Source organism: Novosphingobium sp. AP12 (assembly GCF_000281975.1).
Taxonomy (GTDB): Bacteria; Pseudomonadota; Alphaproteobacteria; order Sphingomonadales; family Sphingomonadaceae; genus Novosphingobium.
Genome location: NZ_AKKE01000061.1, coordinates 22,774 through 39,472, shown reverse-complemented (window position 1 = coordinate 39,472; position 16,699 = coordinate 22,774). Strand labels below are relative to the sequence as shown.

Sequence of the window (16,699 nt, the reverse complement as noted above, 5' to 3'; positions counted from 1 at the left end):
AAGCGGCGGCCCGCCGCCACGTCGACACGCACCGGCATGACGCTCAGCGATCCCGCCGACGCCGGCCCGGCACCGGCGATGCCGAGCAGGACCATGAGCGGGAGCAGGATGGCGGCAGTCAGCCCGGATGCGCGGCGAGCGGCCATCTCAGTACGTGACGGTGACGGTGACCGAGTCGGTGTAGGCACCGGCAGTGGTGTTCTGGTTGGCGGGAATGCGGCCGTAGACGGTGTAGGCGGTCGCGGTGGTGCCTGCGGTGCCGGGGACGGTGTCGGTCGAGATGGTGTTGCCCCAGTTGGTGGTGCGGCCGGAATCGGAATAGAGCGCGTAGTTGAGCGTGTGACCGCTGCTGGTCAGCTTGCGCACCGTGGTCGTCGCGCCCGTGCCGCCGCCGGCGCTGAGGCCGACGTTGTAGGCGGTGCCCTGCGTGCAGGTGACATTGAGCGTCGCCGTCGCGTCGAGGTTCGTGCCCGCAACCGGATTGTAGGTGCCGAACGCCAGCGGGCTGGCCGCGACGATGCAGGCGGACTGCACCGTCGCCGTCACAGCCATGGTGTCGGTGACCGTTGCCGCCAGGACGGCCTGGGGCGCGAGAACGAAACCTGCCGCAAGGACGAACCCTGCAGCAAGCGGGCGAATGCAGGACGGGGCCATGCGGGTGTGGTGAACGTTGCTCATGGCATCCGTTTACCAAGAGGTCGTTGCCCAGCCGCCCCATGCCCTCCCCGGTGAAGTCCCTATCCGCGCGTCATGCTCGCCTTCACCATCGCCGCGTCACTCGACGGGAGCGGCAATGCCGGCCACCACGCCGCGAGCAGCGCACCCGGCGATTTCCGCCTCTTCCAGCCCCAGTTCGCGGAGGATCTGGGCGGTATCGCGGCCCATCGCGGGAGCGCAGCGCGGCGCGGGAGGAAGGGGACTGCCACCGAACGAGACCGGCCCCGAGACGATCGTGACGGGCGTGCCGTCTTCCACCACGACGTCGAACAGCGAATCGTTGGCGATCCCCTGCGGATCGGTGACGAGTTCCCGCAGGTTCTGCACGACCTCCCACGGCGCGTCCCACTCCGCGAAGGCAACGCGCCATGCGTCGAGGGTACGCGTGGCAAAGGCGTCGTCGAGCGCGGCAAGCAGCGCCTCGCCATGTTCGACACGGCTATCGACGGTGCCGAAGCGCGGATCGGCCAACAGGTCTTCGCGGCCCACGCGGCGGCACAGCTCGGGCCAGTAGCGCTCGGGGTCGAGGAACATGAGCTGAAGATAGCGGCCGTCCGCCGTCTTGTAGGCGCTGGTCAGCGCATGGCGGCCGGGGTTCGCCAGCTTTGCCAGTTGCTCGTCCGGCAGCGCCGCGCCCATCGTCACGTCGGCGGAGAGGATCCACATCGCCGAGGAGAGCAGCGAAACCTCCACCGTCGTCGCCTCGCCGGTACGCTCGCGGTGGAACAGGGCGCTCGCCATGCCGAAAGCGACGTTCATCGCGCCGGCATGATCGCCGAGCGCCGGGCGCGGGCGGGTCGGGCGCTGGCCGGGGGTAGAGAGCATGTGCGCGAAGCCGCCGCGCGCCCAGAAGCACGAAGCATCATAGCCCGCCCGGTCGGCCTGCTCGCCACGAAAGCCAAGTCCGTTGCCATGCGCGTAGATGACGCGCGGATTGCGCTCGCGCAGGACATCGAGCGTCAGGCCGAGCCGCCGCAAGGCTCCGGGCCGGATCGAGGTGAGGAAAATGTCCGCCGTCTCGACGAGCCGAAGCAGGAGCTCCCGCCCTTCGTCCGTCTTGAGATCGAGCGCGATCGAGCGTTTGCCCCGATTGTTGAGTTCCATCGCCAGGTTCGCCGACGCGGTCTGCCTGCCGTCCGTGATCTTGAGCCGGCGATAGGGATCGCCCTCGGTCATCTCGATCTTGATGACGTCGGCGCCGAGGTCCGCGAGGACGGCCCCGGCGGCGGGTACGAAGACGAACTGCGCCAGTTCCACCACCCGCACCCCTTCGAATACCTGTGTTGCGAACATTGTCTTCTCCCTCTCCTGCGCCACCTGTCCGCGGCCCGTCGCCTGGACGATAGGGAAATGGGTTTAATGTAGCAAGCGCTTGGTTCGCATTCCGGATGATCCGCAACGCTCCGGCGATTTCCGGTTGCCTCACCGTGAAAACCCCGAGCTCCGGTGGAGCAGCGCTTTTGCCGCCGGGGTCAAGCTGGCAAGGTCCGCGCAAAGGGAGAAGACCCTCCCGGGAGAGACGAGACCTTGCGTTATCTATCGGAAATCGCTGCCGCGTGGCGGCCGCTGCTGGCGGCGACGCTGGGCATGGGCACGGGCATGTCGATCATCGGGACGGTCACCAGTGCGATCGCGCCGACCCTGGTTTCGGACGCCGGCTGGTCGAAGTCGGACTTCGCGATGGTCGGCACCCTTGGCCTGCTGACGGCGCTGGCGATGCCCTTCATCGGCCGCCTCGCCGACGTCCTGGGGGTCAAGCTGACCGCGCTGATCGGCATCGTCGCGATGCCGCTGGCGTTCCTCGGCTTCAGCCTGAACGGCGGGTCGTTCAACATCTACCTCGCCGTCTTCATCTTCCAGAGCGTGGTCTGCGTGACGACCACTGCCACGGTCTATACTCGTCTCGTAGTGCAACACGTCGTCCATGCGCGCGGACTGGCGCTGGCTATCGTCGCCTGCGGCCCGGCGCTGTTCAGCGCGGTGGGCGGGCCGATCCTCAACGAATATGTCGAGGCGCACGGCTGGGTCGCGACCTACCGGGTGCTGGCGCTGTTCGTGACCCTGACCGGCATTGTGACCTTCCTGCTGATCCCCTCGACCGGGCGCGCCCATGCGCTGGCGGTCCTCGCCCCCAAGCGCCGCGCGCGCGACGACTATCCCGAGGTGTTCCGCGAGCCGGCGTTCTGGATCCTGTTCGCCTCGATGTACCTGTGCAACCTGCCGCTGACGCTGATCCTGGTACAGCTCAAGATGCTCGTGCTCGACAACGGCATCACCGGCGAGGGGGCGTCGATCATGTTCACGGCTCTGGCGCTGGGCATGCTGCTGGGGCGCTTCATCACCGGCATCGCGCTCGACCGCTTCGCCCCGAACGTGGTCTCGTTCTTCACGCTTGGGCTGCCGGGCGTCGGGCTCTACGTGCTGGCGACCAGCTACGACGCGCACGCAGTGGTGACCGCCGCGATCTTCAGCCTCGGTTTCGCGGTCGGCGCCGAGGGCGACATCCTCGCCTTCCTCGTCGCGCGGCATTTCAGGCCGGCGATCTATTCCAGCGTGCTGGGCCTGCTGACCGGCGTCTGCTCGCTCGCGGCAGCCTCGGGCGCCATGCTCCTCAGCCTGACGATGGCGCGGACGGGCAGCTTCAATACGTTCCTCGTGGTCACGGGCACCTCGGTCCTGGTGGGGTCGCTGCTCCTGCTGATGCTGCGGCGGGCGCCGGAAGACGACGTGCTGGGAGAGCCGGTAGCAGCCTGACACCGCCCGGCACCGGCCAAGATGGGCAGGGCGTTATGATTGACGGTGGATCATTTTTAGGTACATTGGTCGCCGAGTGACCGGCCGTCCCATGAAGGAACGTCGGCGCAAGGAGAGGCGCCATGAACACGCCCATACAGCGCATCGAAGACCTCGACCTGTTTCACCTGCCGGTCGAAACGGCCGCGTTCTCGAACGACCCGACGCCGTGGCTGGAAGCGGCCCGGGCGCGGCATCCCTGGCTGGCGACGAGCGTGATCGGCCCGGTGCTCACCTCCTACCGTGCGATCGACGAGATCATGCGCATGGACGATGCCTTGGCCATGCCGGGCAGCGAGATCGTCGGGATCATGGGGGCGCAAGGCACGGGCTGGGGCGACTTCGCGCAGGAGATGCTGTTGGTGCGCCACGGCGCCGACCATCAGCGCCTGCGCTCCAGCGTCAGCGCCGCTTTCGGGCCAGGCAACGTCAAGCGCATGCGCCCGGTGATGATCGAAACCATCGACGCCCTGCTTGACGAATGGGCTCCGAAGGGGGCGTTCGACTTCACCGAGTTCGCCGCCAACTTCCCCGTGCGCGTCATGTTCGCACTGATCGGCGGCGACGTCGCCCGCCTGCCCGCGATCATCTCCTCGCTCGAGGTGCAGGGCACGAGCTTCAACATGATCGTGGAGGACATGCCCCGGATCGAGGAGGCGTATCAGGTGCTTTGGCGCTTCGTCGACGACCTGATCGAGGAGCGCGGGCCGAACGGCAACCGGGGCGACCTCCTCGATGACCTCATCGCCGCCAACACGCGTGGCGACTTGAGCCCCAAGGAGTTGCGGCAGATGCTCGTGTTCCTGTTCGGCGCGGGATACGACACGTCCAAGAACCTGCTGACGCTGCTGATGGACTCGATGATCGCGCATCCCGCGATGTGGGAGCGCTGCGCGGCAGACCGCGACTACTGCCGCAAGGTGGTGCGCGAACAGTTGCGCCTCACCAGCCCGTCCAACACCTACCGCGTGACTACGCGCGACGTGACGTGGGAGGGAGTGACGATCCCGGCGGGCACGATGCTGCTGTTCCCGCTCGGCATATCGGGCCGCGATCCGGCTCTGTTCGCCCATCCGCTGGAGTTCGATCCCGACCGGCCCGACCGCACCGCGCCGCTCGCCTTCGGCCGGGGCATGCACATTTGCCTCGGCCAGTTCCTTGCCCAGGCCAACGTCGAGGAAGCGACTCACCTCATCGCGCAGCGCCTCACCAACCCGCGCCATGCGGCTGCGCCCGCCTGGCGCAGTTTCTGCGGCGTCTGGGGCATCAAGTCGCTGCCGATCGCCTTCGATCCCGCGCCGGCGCGTACACCCGAGCCCGTCGGCTGACGAAACGGCGGCTCAGGCCGCGACCACCGCCGCCGCCTTCTCGTTCTCCGCCGCGAAGCGCCGCGCCAGCACCGCGCAGACCATCAGCTGGATTTGGTGGAAGAACATCAGCGGCAGGATGATCGCGCCCACCTGCGCCGCCGGGAACAGCACGCCCGCCAGGGGCACGCCGGTCGCGAGGCTCTTCTTGGAGCCGCAGAACAGCAGCACGATCCGGTCCTCGCGTGAGAAACCCAGCGCCTTGCCGACCATTGTCGAGATCATCATCACCACCGCCAGCACGCCCAGCGAGATGACCGCGATCAGGCCCAGTTCGCCCAGCGTGACCTTCTGCCACAGCCCTTCGATCACTGCCGCGCCGAAGGCGGTGTAGACCACGAGCAGGATCGAGCCGCGATCGACGTAGCCCAAGACCTGCTTGTTGCGCGTCACGAAGCCGCCGATCCACGGTCGCAGGAAATGTCCCGCGAGGAATGGCAGCAACAGCTGCGAGGCGATGGCGATCACCGGGTCGGCCGAGAAACCGCCACTGTCCCCCGTGATGAAGAGCGCCGTCAGCAGCGGCGTGATGAAAATGCCCGCAAGGTTCGAGAACGACGCGCTGCACACCGCGGCCGCCACGTTGCCCCCGGCAATCGCGGTGAAAGCGATCGAGGATTGCACGGTCGAGGGCAGCAGCGTCAGGTACAGCACACCCGTCGCGAGCGAGGGTTCGAGCCCCGGGATCGCGCGGACGCCGAGGCCGATCAGCGGGAACAGTACGAAGGTCACCGCCGCCACCGTGAGGTGCAGCTTCCAGGCCTTCGCTCCGTCGAGGATCGCCTCGCGCGAGAGCTTGGCGCCGTGGAGGAAGAACAGCAGCGCGATGCCCGCATCCGCCACGCCGCCGGCGATATCGGCCCAGATTCCCCGTGCCGGCAGCACCGAGGCCAGCCCCACCGTGCCGACCAGCAGGAGCAGGTAGGGATCGATATTCAAGCGCGCGAGCAGCCCCTTCATCCGTGCAATTTCCCCGTTACGTCGTCAGAGCCACTTCTGCTCGCGGTACCACTGCGCAGTGGCCTTCAGCCCCTCGCGCGTCTCGATGCGCGGCTTCCAGAGCGCGGCGGGAACCGCGGCCTCGGGCGAAACCACCCAGTCCGGGTGGCTGAAATAGGCGGCGCGGTCGAGTGTCATTTTTGCGCGGGGCCCGCGCAAAAAGTTGTCGAGGCGCGCCACGCGGCCGAGCATGGCATGCGACAGTCCGATCACGCGCGGGCGCTTGCCCATCGACCAGCCGATCGCCAGCGCCGTCTCGTAATGGTCCCAGCCCTGCGGCTTGCCGTCGTCGGGTTCGAATATCTGCCCACTAACGCCGCCGATCCGTTCGCCGTCGCCGGGGACCAGCGCCACCAGCAGCCGCGCGAGGTCCTCGACGTGGATCATGGACACCCGGCCCTCCTTCGGCATAGGCATGACGCCCCAGCGCGCGGCCTTGAACAGCTCGAGCATTTCCTTGTCGCGCGGGCCGTAGATCGCGGGCGGACGCACGATCGTCCAGTCGAGCGAACTGGCCATGATGAACTTCTCGGCCTTGGCCTTCGACGCCCCGTAGGCGGAAAGTCCGGGCTCCCGCGCGGAGAGCGAGGAGACGTGCACGAGCCGCCGGATGCCCTGCGACACCAGCGTCTCGATCAGGTTGAGCGTGCCGGTGACGTTGCCCGCCTCGAACCCGGCCGCATCGGGCGCATTGACGACGCCCGCGACGTGGATGGCCGCTTCTGCGCCGCGCGTCAGTTCGGCAAGCGCAGCGGTATCGGCAAGGTCACCGCCCACCCAGTCCACATGCTTGCGCTCGGGCTGCGTCCGCCGCGTCAGCGCGCGCACCGCATAGCCGGCGGCGAGCGCTGCATCGAGCACCGCCTGCCCGACGAACCCGGTCGCCCCGGTCAGCGCGATGATCGGCCGGTCCACTCTGTTCACTTCATCACCATCTGGTCGCGGTGGACCACCGAGGAGCGCGGCGCGTAGCCGAGCACGGCCTCTTGCTCGTTCGAATGCAGCCCGACGATCGCCGCGCATTCGGCCGCGTCGTATTCGGAAAGTCCGTGTGCCAGTACCGTGCCCTCGCCACCGACGATCGCCACCGGATCGCCGCGCCCGAAAACGCCCTCGACCGCGGTGATGCCCTTGGCGAGCAGGCTCGAGCCCCGGCGCAGCGCGGCGGCGGCGCCGTCGTCGACGAGCAGTTCGCCCTTGAGCTTGAGCCGCCCGCCCAGCCACGCCTTGCGCGCACCGGCCTTCCTGGCTCCGGGCACGAACAGCGTGCCGATGCCCTGCGCGAGGATGCGCTCGACCGGCCGGTCATGCTGGCCATTGCCGATGACGAGGCAGATGCCCGCCAGTTCCGCGATCTCGGCCGCCTGCAGCTTCGAGACCATGCCGCCCGAGCCCATGCCCGAGTTCGACTCGGTGCTGGCCATGGCGTGGACCTCGCGCGTCACCCCCTCGACCACCGGGATCAGTGTGGCGCCCGGCAGTTTCGGGTGGCAGTCGTAGAGCCCGTCGATGTCGGAGAGCAGAACCACCGCGCTCGCCTGTGCGGCCTGAGCGACACGTGCGGCGAGCCGGTCGTTGTCGCCGAAGCGGATTTCCTGCGTCGCGACCGAGTCGTTCTCGTTGATGACAGGCACCGCGCCCGCATCGAGCAGTCGGCCCAGCGTGGCGGTCGCGTTGAGGTAACGGCGGCGGTCCTCGAGATCCTCGAGCGTCAGCAGCATCTGCGCTGCGGTGATCCCGTGGTCGCCGAGGAGCTGCGCCCAGAGGCCCGACAGCGCGATCTGACCGACAGCGGCGCTCGCCTGAGCGTCCGCCAGGCTCCCGCGCCCGCCCTTTTCCAGTCCCAGCGTCGCCGCGCCCAGCGCAATCGCGCCCGAGGATACGACGATGACGTCCTGACCGCGCCCGCGCGCCTCGGCAATCTCGGCGACCAGGGCGGCCACCCATTCACGCCGCACGCCGTCCGGACCGACGAGCAGCGCCGAGCCCACCTTGATGACCAGGCGGGGTGCGAGGGATGCGTCGGCAAGGTCGGAGAGTCGGGAAATGGGCATGGGAACGCCAGCCTTTAGGGTAATAGCCAGTGGGTGGAAAGCATCAGCTTGCGCGGGCGGGCGCGGCGGCGGAACGCATGGGCCTTGGCGGCCATCGCTCCACGCCCGCAGGCCGTGCCCTCCTCCCCATCGCGCCGCGACAGGGAGGATTTCACGCGATCAGATCGGCGACCACGGCTTGTCGTCGAGTTCCTCGCGCTCGCCGGCAGGACGCTCGGTCACGGTAGCGGCAGGAAGGTAGTCGATGATCGCGTCGAGCAGCCGCGGCATGCCTTTCCCGGTCGCGCCGGAGATCGGGAAAACCTCGTCGGCACCGGCCTTGAGCAGCAGCTTGGCGTAGTCCGCCGCCAACGCGTCGTCGACGAGGTCGACCTTGTTGAGCGCCACGAGGCGCGGCTTGTCGGCCAGTGCCTCGCTGTAGGCTTCCAGCTCCTCCTCCACGATCTGCATCGCCTCGACCGGGTCGGCGTTGGAAATGTCGATGAGGTGGACGAGCACGCGGCAGCGCTCGATGTGGCCGAGGAAACGATCGCCCACGCCGGCACCGTCGGCGGCGCCCGCGATCAGCCCCGGAATGTCGGCCACCACGAACTCGCGGTGGTTGTGCGTAACGACGCCCAGCTGCGGGCGCAGCGTGGTGAAGGCATAGTCGCCGACCTTAGCCTTGGCGTTCGACAGCTTGTTGATAAAAGTGGACTTGCCGGCGTTGGGCATGCCGACGAGGCCGACGTCGGCCAGCAGCTTGAGGCGCAGCCATACCCACTGCTCTTCCGGCTGGATGCCGGGCTGGTGCTGGCGCGGCGCGCGGTTGGTGCTGGTCTTGTAGCTGGCGTTGCCGCGTCCGCCGAGGCCGCCTTCGCTGAAGACCACGCGCTGGCCGGGCTCGGTCAGGTCGAGCAGGACGGTGTCCCGGTCCTCGTCGTCGGCGATCACCTGGGTGCCGATCGGCACCTTGATGACGAGGTTCTTTCCGGCCGCGCCATTTCGGTTCTGGCCCATTCCATGGCCGCCGCGCGGCGCCTTGAAATGCTGGGTATAGCGGAAGTCGATCAGCGTGTTGAGCCCTGCGACGGCCTCGAAGATGATGTCGCCGCCCTTGCCGCCGTTACCGCCGTCGGGACCGCCGTACTCGACGTACATCTCGCGGCGGAAGCTGACCGCTCCGGGTCCGCCGCCGCCTGCTCGGGTGTAGATCTTGGCCTGGTCTAGAAAATGCATCGGTCCTGATCGCTTCCGGCGCTCAACTGGCGCTCCTGTTGCGACCGGTCCCGGCCGCCGGAACCTTCAATGTTCCGTATACGCCACCTGCCGCAGATAAACAAAAAACCCGGCCGTGTCTCGGGCCGGGTGATGCCCGGTTGCCCCGAACACGCCTAAAATGTCGATACTGGTGGAGCCGAGGGGGATCGAACCCCTGACCTCGTCATTGCGAACGACGCGCTCTCCCAGCTGAGCTACGGCCCCGTTCCAGTATCGTTTCCCGCGCGGCAAGCCGCCTCGGGAGCGCTCCCTTAGCGAAGACAGCCTCCGCCGGGAAGGGCAAAAATGCATGGGCATCGATCGGCGCCCACGCAGAGAGCCTTACTGGCTGAAGCCCTTGGGCTGCGCCATGGTCTGTTCGGAGGTGGGCCGCACGGTGATCAACCCACCCGCACCATAGCGCGACTGCCATGCGGCAAGGTCGGCGCGGTACTGTTCGTAGGCCGTGAAGAATTCCTTGAACGGCGCTTCCAGCTTGGCGAGGCCCTGGTAGGAATAGCCTTCGAACTGGCTGGGTTCGACCGTCAGCAGTTCGGTGCTGAGTTCCATCGCGGCGCGGCAGAAACCGGCGTCGACCGGGGGCAGCGAGAAGAAGTTGTAGACCTGTGTCTGATACGTCTCGCGCGCGACGATCGCGGCGCGGCCCTTGTGCTGGCTCTGGAAGCTGCGGTCGATCTCCAGCGACGCCTTGTGGAGCGACTTGTCGTAAGTCTTGAGGAAGCGCTTGTAGCCGTCGAGGATCGGCGCGTATTCCGGCTCCACGCAGTTTAGCGCGGCGACGTTGTAGGCCGAACGCAGGTTCCACACCGCCTGTGAGGTGGAGATGCCATAATTGACCGTGTGACGCTGGCCGTCTTCGGCGACCGGAGGGATCGTCATTTCCGCCTGAGCGCCCATCGGCGGCGAGGGCATGGGCGGAATCACGACGACAGGCGGGGGTGGCGGCGGCGGCGGCGGCGCCTTGGCGCAGCCTGCGAGCGTCGCCAACGTCACGGCAAGAACAGAGCCAGCCAGCAACGGCAGGCGGCGGCGCATGCCCTGCTCGCTTGCCTTGATCTCAATCCCGTAGTTCACACGCGTATTCTCCATCACAGGCGAAAATGTCTAGCGCTGCGAATCGATAAAGCAAATGCCCGGTGCGACGAAACGCACCGGGCATCATGTCTATATGAATCTACACTGTGGATTAATCGCTTAGGAGGGGTTTTCCCTCCGTTCGGATGAATCCGCGCCTGCCGGCCTGCTTAGTCCCTCTGGCCAAGGAAGCTGAGCAGGAACTGGAACATGTTGATGAAGTCCAGGTACAGGCTAAGCGCGCCGAGGATCACGGCCTTGCCGACGAAGTCGGTGCCGCGAAGCTGGGCGTACTGGTTCTTGAGCATCTGGGTGTCATAGGCGGTCAGACCCGCGAAGATCAGCACGCCGAGGATCGAGATCGCCAGCTGCAGCATGCTCGAGCCCACGAAGATGTTCACCAGCGAGGCGATGAGGATGCCCACGACGCCCATGATCAGGAACGTGCCGAAGCCCGACAGGTCCTTCTTGGTCGTGTAGCCGTAGAGGCTCAGGCCCGCGAAGGCGGCTGCCGTCGCGAAGAACGTGGTTGCGATCGACGAGCTGGTGTAGATCAAGAAGATAGTCGAGAGCGACATGCCCATCACCGCCGCGAAGCCCCAGTAAAGGACCTTTAGCGTGGACTCGCTGAAGCGCTGCGCGCCGCCGCTGATCGCGAAGACGAATCCCAGCGGAGCGAGCATGACCAGCCACTTGATGGGGCTGCCCATCATGGCCGCCGCGAAGCCGTAGTTCGCGAACACGAACGCGACGATGCCCGAAAGCAGGACGCCCGAAGCCATGTAGTTGTAGATCGACAGCATGTGCCGCCGCAGACCGGCATCGTAAGTCGTCCGGCCGGCGGTGCGCCCGTCTAGGCTCGGAGACGCACCGAAGCCCGTGCGGGGCTGGGGGTCGTTCCAATTCGCCATTTCTAACTCCCTTTCGCGGAACACTGCACAATGCCGGTTCCACACTAGGGTGAATATCGCCCTGACCCCGCCAAGTTTCAAGGAAAACCGGGGCCCGTCATTTGTGACAAAATGTATAATCGATATTCGCTGTGAAATCAGCTCTTGCGGGCGTCCGCGGCCATCTCGGCGTTACGGTCGCGCGAGGCGGTCATGGCCCGCGCGACGACTTCGGCCAGCGCCTGGCCCTCGTCGAGCACGTTCATGCCGGCGCGGGTCGAACCTCCGGGGCTCGCCACCTTGTCGGCCAGTTCGCCGGGCGAGAACTCCGAGGCCCCCGCCAGCAACGCTGCCCCCTCGACCATGGCGAGCGCGAGGCGCTGCGACTGACCGGCCTCCAGTCCGAGCGCGGTGCCACCGGCGGCCAGCGAGTCGATGAAGCGGTAGACGAAGGCCGGGCCGCAGCCCGCCAGTGCGGTGACGGCATCGAACAGGTGCTCGCCTGCCAGCCACTCCGGCGTGCCGAGCGGGGCCATCAGCGCAGTCACCGCAGCACGGCCGATCTCGTCGAGCCCGCGCGCGTCGAGCGCGATCGGAGACTTGCCGATGGCGGCGGCAAGATTGGGCATGATCCGAACCAGCGCCCCCGCCTCGGGGAAGCGCGCGGCGAGGCTATCGAACTCGACACCGGCCAGGATCGAGAACAGCACCGCCTGCCGGCCGATCAGCGGCGCCAGCAGCGGGGCCACGTCGTCCAGCCCCTGCGGCTTCACACCCAGCAGCACGGCGTCGAAACGGCCTTCGGCGGGCAGTTCGCGCAGCAGCGTCACGCCCTCGGGAACGGCGTCGCGGTGCGGGTCGACCACGGTGAAGCGCGATGCAGCGATGCCTCCTGCCAGCCAGCCCGCAAGCATCGCCCCGGCCATGTTGCCGCAGCCGACGAGCAGGATGCTTTGAAACCGGTCCATGTCCATTTCCCCATGTATGACGGCGCGCGGCTTAGGCCAGAGGCAGAGCCGTGCCAAGGGGCCAAGCCGGCGGGATTTCGCCGGGCCACGAGCGAGGCGCCGTCCCCTGCGGCGGAAGCAACGAGCAGGGGTTCAGGCTTCCCCGGCGGCGTCGACCATCGCGGCAGTCAACGCTTCGGCGGGGGTCTTATCGCCCCAGAGGATGAACTGGAACACCGGGTAAAAGCGGTCGCATTCCTCGATGGCGGCTTCCACCACCATCTGCGCCTGCCCGGGCCCGAGCAGCCCATCGGGGCCGAGCATCAGGCCATGACGATACAACACCACTCCGCCGTTGGACCAGACATCGAAGTGACCGAGCCAAAGCTGTTCGTTGATGAGCGCCAGGGCTTCGTGGACGGCGGCGCGCTTGGCGTCGGCGATGCGGATGTCGGGCAAGCACAGCAGCTGAAGGACCCGATCCTCGGGCCGCCAGATCGCCTGCAGCTGGTAGCTCGCCCAGGCGCCCTTCACTTCAGCCGATATCTCGTCGTCGCCCGAATACTCGAACGGCCAGTCACGCGCCTCGAACAGCGAGGCGAGCATCTCGACAGGAGCCGCCTCGTCGTCGTCGCGGTCGATATCGTCCTGAACGGTCCTCATAATCTGTGACATCAACCCTCCGCGAATACGATGCATGGATGCTTCCAGCGGGCGGGAAAGCACAATCCGGCACTACCGATCGCCTGCGCATAACTGCACAAGCCTGTTCACAGCGTGTGGATAAGAATGAACACCCGTTAACACAGCACCCTTGCCGGCGCCAGTGGAGGCCCGGATAGCCGTCACTTGGCCGAAAGCGTATCCACCACCTGACCGGCCGGACTGGTCCACGGCAAGGCGCCGGAGAAGCCCTGCTTCTTGGCGTCGGCCAGGAACGTGGTGGCGGCCTTCTGCGTCGCGAAGGGACCGACGAGGATGCGGTTGGTGCGGCCCATGTCGCTGATATAGGGCTGCCGTCCCTTGAACAGCGCAGGCGCCTCGCGGTTGTAGCGCCGCCAGTCGAAGGCGATCGCGTCCTTGTCGCGGCCAACGCCGATCTGCACCCAGATCCGGCTGGGGTGCGAGGGCGGCGCGGGTTTCTTGGCCTTGGCTTTCGCGTCGGCTGCAGCCTTGGCCTCGGCCGCCTTCGTCTTCGCGTCCTTGGCCTTGGGATCGGCGCCCTTTGCCTTCGGATCGGTAGCCTTGGGATCAACCGCCTTGCCCTTGGGGTCCTTGCCCTTGGCGTCCGCCGGCGCGACCTCGGCTACCTTCGGCTCCTCGACCTTCGGCGCGACTCGCGGCGGCGGCGGTGCCGGCGTGATCTTGCGGATATCGACCGCGCCCGATGCGGGGACGGCGTCGATGGTCGGCTTTCCGAGATCGGCGAAAATCTCCGATAGCGAGAGCTGGCCAGGCCCAGGTGCCGGGGGCGTAGGCGAGGAGGCCGCAGCCGGAAGGACGATCGCCGCAGGGGCGGCGGGGGCCGGCCGGGACGCCGACGTGGACGTCGCGCTGGGCGCCGGGTTCGTCACACGCGCAAGATCGAATCCCGGTCCTGCGGTTTTTGCAGGTGCGGGCGACGGGGTCTGCGCCGCCTGCGTCGGCGACGGGGTAGAAGTTGGCGCCGGACTCGGCATGGATGCCGAAGCTGGCACCGGCACGGAAGAACGCGGTTCCTCGATGACGGATGGCAGTTCGACGCGGCTACCCACGGGCGGCAGTTCAGCGGAATCGCGCTCGATCGTCGGCTTCACCTCCGGCGGTGCCACGCGGTCCGGATCCGCAGCCGCCAGGATAACCGAGCGCGCGGTCGTCGAACCGGGCGCGCCGGCCGCAGTACGGGTCCGATCGGCGGCGGTCTTCGTCGCCCGGCTCGCCTTGGCCCGATCGGCTTTGGTCGTACCTGCCTTGGCGACGCGGGTGCCGCCGAGAGGCTCGCCCTTGGGAATCAGCCCGCTGCCTGCAGCCGCCGTGCTTGGCGGGGCATAAGCAGCGATGCGCGCGTCGTCGCGACCGACCTCCGAGGCGCGCGGAAAGCGGCCGAGGTTCGCGGCGGCGGCCTGCTGCGCGCGGGTCAGGCGCGGCATGTAGCGCAAGTAGGGCGCGATGTTCGAGGCGAGCGGTGCCGGCAGGATCTTCTGCGCGACATCGACCGCCTCAGTAGTGTCGCCAGCGATCGCCAGCGTGAAAGCGCGGGTGCGCCAGCCGGGCTTGTCCCGCTTGTTGAGCAGCGGCAGCAGCGTCGCATAAGCGGCATCGCCCTGCCCGCCGATCGCCTGGCTGACCGCGAGGCGCGTACGGAGTTCGTCGGCCTGGGCTCCGGCCGTCGTGGCGAGCGCCTGCGCGTAATAGCGCTGGGCGGCGGCATTGTCGCCCACGAGGTCGTAGGCGAGGCCGCGGTCGCCCGAGATCAACGCCGGGGTTGCCCCGGCCTTTTCGGCGGCCTCGAACTGGGGAATGGCGCTGACCGGATCGCCGCTGAGCGCGAAGGCGCTGCCGAGGCCCGCCTTGACGCGGGCATTGCCGGGGCTGGCCTCGTCGGCGCGGTGGTAGAAGCCGATGGCTGCGTCGAAGTCCTGCAGCGCGCGCGCCGCGTCACCGGCCTCGATCAGCGCGGCGACATCGCGGGGGTTGCGGCCGAGGGTCGCAAGGGCCGTGGCGAGACGCTTGCTGTCGGCACTGGGCAGCGCCTGGACGACCGGGCGCGCAACGACCGGTGCGCTCTGTGCGAAACTCGCCGGAGACCATGCAAGCAGGCCGAGAGCCGCGCCAGCCAGCAACCGCGAAACCAAGTGATCCACCCGCAAGTCCTTCGTCATGCCTCGCGCGCCTGACCCACCGACGCGCCCGCGCACCCTTGCACCGGGCCCGATGAACCTCAAGCAAACGCGGGACGGCCGGCGCTCGTCATCAGGGCCCAGGGGACATGACGGGCGCCGGGCTCAACGTCCTTACTGGTTGTTCTGCCGGCCAAGGAAACGCGGAATGCTGATCGAGCTGGCCTCACCATCGTCGTCTTCACTCGCCGGCTCCGAGCCCGGACGGGGCCGCGAGAGGCTGGTCATGCGCTCGAACAGGGTGCTGCCACCCCCGGCGGCCGGTTTGGGACGAGGCGTAGAAGGCACCTGAGCAGCGGGCTGCACGGGAGGCTGGACCTGTCCGCCGTCGAGGCGAAGCTCGTCCTGCGCACGGGCGCGGGGCGTTGCTACGGGAGCCGGCTCGGGCTCGGCCTGAGCGTCGAGACCCAGTTCCAGCGGCTCGCTGTAGCCGCCGCGCAGTCCGCCGAAGCCGCCCGAGTTGCCGGTGACCGGCTCGTCGTGCGTCTCGTCCTCGGCGCCAAGCTCGAGTTCGGCGGCGGGTTCGTAAGGCTCAGGAGCCGCAACGAAAGGCGCGGGCTCGGCCGGACGAACGGGGGCCTGCGCTGGGGCAGGCTGGTACGACGAGGGGGTCTGCAGCGCCGGGCGCACCGGGCCTCGCGAGGAACCGAGGTTCATCGGGCGCGAGGCGATCTCGGCCATCTCGGTGGTCTGCTCGATGCCGGTGGCGACGACCGAGACGCGGATCTTGCCCTGCAGGTCCGGGTTGAACGCCGAACCCCAGATGATGTTGGCGTCGGGATCGACCAGCTCGCGGATATGGTTCGCGGCTTCGTCGACTTCGAGCAGCTTCATGTCGTCGCCGCCGATGATCGAGATGATGACGCCCTTGGCGCCCTGCATCGAGACGCCGTCGAGCAGCGGGTTCGCGATTGCGCGCTCCGCAGCTTCGAGCGCGCGGTTCGGGCCTTCGCCTTCGCCAGTGCCCATCATCGCCTTGCCCATCTCTCCCATAACGGAACGGACGTCCGCGAAGTCGAGGTTGATGAGGCCCGGCATGATCATGAGGTCGGTGATCGAGCGCACGCCTTGCTGGAGCACTTCGTCGGCGAGGCTGAAGGCTTCCTTGAAGGTAGTGTCCGCCTTGGCGACCAGGAACAGGTTCTGGTTCGGAATGACGATCAGGGTATCGACGTGCTTCTGCAGCTCCTCGATCCCGGCGTCGGCGGCGCGCATGCGGCGCGTACCTTCGAACATGAACGGCTTGGAAACCACGCCCACCGTCAGCACGCCCTTGGCGCGCGCGGCTTCGGCGATGATCGGGGCCGCACCCGTGCCGGTGCCGCCGCCCATGCCGGCCGCGATGAAGACCATGTGCACGCCGTCGAGCAGGCGCTCCAGCTCCTCGAGCGTTTCCTCAGCCGCAGCGCGGCCCACTTCCGGGCGGGCGCCGGCACCGAGGCCCTGCGTGATGTCCGGGCCGAGCTGGATGCGGGTCTCGGCGATCGAATTGTTGAGAGCCTGCGCGTCGGTGTTGGCGACGACGAAATCCACGCCTTCGATTTGCGCCTGGATCATGTTGGCGATGGCATTGCCGCCCGCCCCGCCCACGCCGATCACGACGATGCGCGGACGCAGCTCTTCGATCGACGGGGGTCCGATGTTAATGCTCATTACGCTCTCCTGGCAGGCACGTGCGCGAAGAAAATTTATTGACTTGCCTGATGGCATGCTTCGAGT

At 67.7% G+C, this 16,699-nt stretch carries 15 protein-coding genes and 1 tRNA gene; 2 read left to right on the top strand and 14 right to left on the bottom strand.

The genetic code is table 11. The features are described from left to right. Positions 1–147: 147 nt before the first annotated feature. Positions 148–678: a spore coat U domain-containing protein gene (locus PMI02_RS10770; protein ID WP_007682466.1), complete on the bottom strand. Its 531-nt coding sequence runs from the start codon at positions 676–678 to the stop codon at positions 148–150. 96 nt (positions 679–774) lie between these two features. Beyond that, a complete protein-coding gene (locus PMI02_RS10765) occupies positions 775–2,010 on the bottom strand; it encodes a CaiB/BaiF CoA-transferase family protein (protein ID WP_007682465.1) in 1,236 nt (411 codons plus the stop codon). 234 nt (positions 2,011–2,244) lie between these two features. Here PMI02_RS10765 and PMI02_RS10760 point away from each other — a divergent pair, with 234 nt between their 5' ends. After that, the gene (locus PMI02_RS10760; protein ID WP_007682464.1) at positions 2,245–3,471 is read left to right on the top strand and encodes an MFS transporter; all 1,227 of its coding nucleotides are present in this window, start codon (positions 2,245–2,247) and stop codon (positions 3,469–3,471) included. Positions 3,472–3,593: 122 nt separating this feature from the next. Next, a complete protein-coding gene (locus PMI02_RS10755) occupies positions 3,594–4,838 on the top strand; it encodes a cytochrome P450 (RefSeq protein WP_007682463.1) in 1,245 nt (414 codons plus the stop codon). A gap of 12 nt (positions 4,839–4,850) precedes the next feature. Here the strand turns inward: PMI02_RS10755 and PMI02_RS10750 are convergent, their stop codons facing one another. The 12 genes from PMI02_RS10750 to ftsZ form a co-directional block, all read right to left on the bottom strand. Next, the gene (locus tag PMI02_RS10750; RefSeq protein ID WP_007682462.1) at positions 4,851–5,837 is read right to left on the bottom strand and encodes a bile acid:sodium symporter family protein; all 987 of its coding nucleotides are present in this window, start codon (positions 5,835–5,837) and stop codon (positions 4,851–4,853) included. A 24-nt stretch (positions 5,838–5,861) separates the two neighbouring features. Beyond that, positions 5,862–6,800 carry an NAD(P)-dependent oxidoreductase gene (locus tag PMI02_RS10745; protein ID WP_007682461.1) on the bottom strand — a complete coding sequence of 313 codons (939 nt, stop codon included), beginning with the start codon at positions 6,798–6,800 and terminating at the stop codon, positions 5,862–5,864. Next, positions 6,797–7,930 (bottom strand): glutamate 5-kinase, encoded by a 1,134-nt coding sequence (proB, locus tag PMI02_RS10740; RefSeq protein WP_007682459.1) that lies wholly within the window; start codon positions 7,928–7,930, stop codon positions 6,797–6,799. The genes PMI02_RS10745 and proB overlap by 4 nt, the downstream gene beginning before the upstream one ends. A gap of 14 nt (positions 7,931–7,944) precedes the next feature. Beyond that, positions 7,945–8,085 (bottom strand): hypothetical protein, encoded by a 141-nt coding sequence (locus PMI02_RS27050; protein ID WP_157222470.1) that lies wholly within the window; start codon positions 8,083–8,085, stop codon positions 7,945–7,947. 4 nt (positions 8,086–8,089) lie between these two features. Next, the gene (gene obgE, locus PMI02_RS10735) at positions 8,090–9,148 is read right to left on the bottom strand and encodes a GTPase ObgE (RefSeq protein ID WP_007682457.1); all 1,059 of its coding nucleotides are present in this window, start codon (positions 9,146–9,148) and stop codon (positions 8,090–8,092) included. 170 nt (positions 9,149–9,318) lie between these two features. Then, positions 9,319–9,394 (bottom strand) — tRNA-Ala (locus tag PMI02_RS10730). A 117-nt stretch (positions 9,395–9,511) separates the two neighbouring features. After that, a complete protein-coding gene (locus PMI02_RS10725) occupies positions 9,512–10,264 on the bottom strand; it encodes a hypothetical protein (protein ID WP_007682455.1) in 753 nt (250 codons plus the stop codon). 170 nt (positions 10,265–10,434) lie between these two features. Beyond that, positions 10,435–11,175, bottom strand: a complete 741-nt coding sequence (locus PMI02_RS10720; protein ID WP_007682453.1) for a Bax inhibitor-1/YccA family protein — start codon at positions 11,173–11,175, stop codon at positions 10,435–10,437. 137 nt (positions 11,176–11,312) lie between these two features. Beyond that, positions 11,313–12,122: a pyrroline-5-carboxylate reductase gene (locus PMI02_RS10715; RefSeq protein WP_007682451.1), complete on the bottom strand. Its 810-nt coding sequence runs from the start codon at positions 12,120–12,122 to the stop codon at positions 11,313–11,315. A gap of 132 nt (positions 12,123–12,254) precedes the next feature. Beyond that, positions 12,255–12,776 (bottom strand): YbjN domain-containing protein, encoded by a 522-nt coding sequence (locus PMI02_RS10710; protein WP_007682449.1) that lies wholly within the window; start codon positions 12,774–12,776, stop codon positions 12,255–12,257. A gap of 170 nt (positions 12,777–12,946) precedes the next feature. Then, entirely contained in the window at positions 12,947–14,962 is a 2,016-nt protein-coding gene (locus tag PMI02_RS10705; RefSeq protein WP_007682447.1) for an SPOR domain-containing protein, read from the bottom strand. A 132-nt stretch (positions 14,963–15,094) separates the two neighbouring features. Beyond that, on the bottom strand, positions 15,095–16,633 hold the full coding sequence (gene ftsZ, locus PMI02_RS10700) for a cell division protein FtsZ (RefSeq protein ID WP_007682446.1): 1,539 nt from the start codon (positions 16,631–16,633) through the stop codon (positions 15,095–15,097). Positions 16,634–16,699: the final 66 nt, after the last annotated feature.

Bases quoted from the DNA above. Each gene is read 5' to 3' on its own strand.
- PMI02_RS10770 (WP_007682466.1), bottom strand. From the start codon at position 678: ATGAGCAACGTTCACCACACCCGCATGGCCCCGTCCTGCATTCGCCCG.
- PMI02_RS10765 (WP_007682465.1), bottom strand. From the start codon at position 2,010: ATGTTCGCAACACAGGTATTCGAAGGGGTGCGGGTGGTGGAACTGGCG.
- PMI02_RS10755 (WP_007682463.1), top strand. From the start codon at position 3,594: ATGAACACGCCCATACAGCGCATCGAAGACCTCGACCTGTTTCACCTG.
- PMI02_RS10750 (WP_007682462.1), bottom strand. From the start codon at position 5,837: ATGAAGGGGCTGCTCGCGCGCTTGAATATCGATCCCTACCTGCTCCTG.
- proB (WP_007682459.1), bottom strand. From the start codon at position 7,930: ATGCCCATTTCCCGACTCTCCGACCTTGCCGACGCATCCCTCGCACCC.
- obgE (WP_007682457.1), bottom strand. From the start codon at position 9,148: ATGCATTTTCTAGACCAGGCCAAGATCTACACCCGAGCAGGCGGCGGC.
- PMI02_RS10720 (WP_007682453.1), bottom strand. From the start codon at position 11,175: ATGGCGAATTGGAACGACCCCCAGCCCCGCACGGGCTTCGGTGCGTCT.
- PMI02_RS10715 (WP_007682451.1), bottom strand. From the start codon at position 12,122: ATGGACCGGTTTCAAAGCATCCTGCTCGTCGGCTGCGGCAACATGGCC.
- PMI02_RS10710 (WP_007682449.1), bottom strand. From the start codon at position 12,776: ATGTCACAGATTATGAGGACCGTTCAGGACGATATCGACCGCGACGAC.
- PMI02_RS10705 (WP_007682447.1), bottom strand. From the start codon at position 14,962: ATGACGAAGGACTTGCGGGTGGATCACTTGGTTTCGCGGTTGCTGGCT.
- ftsZ (WP_007682446.1), bottom strand. From the start codon at position 16,633: ATGAGCATTAACATCGGACCCCCGTCGATCGAAGAGCTGCGTCCGCGC.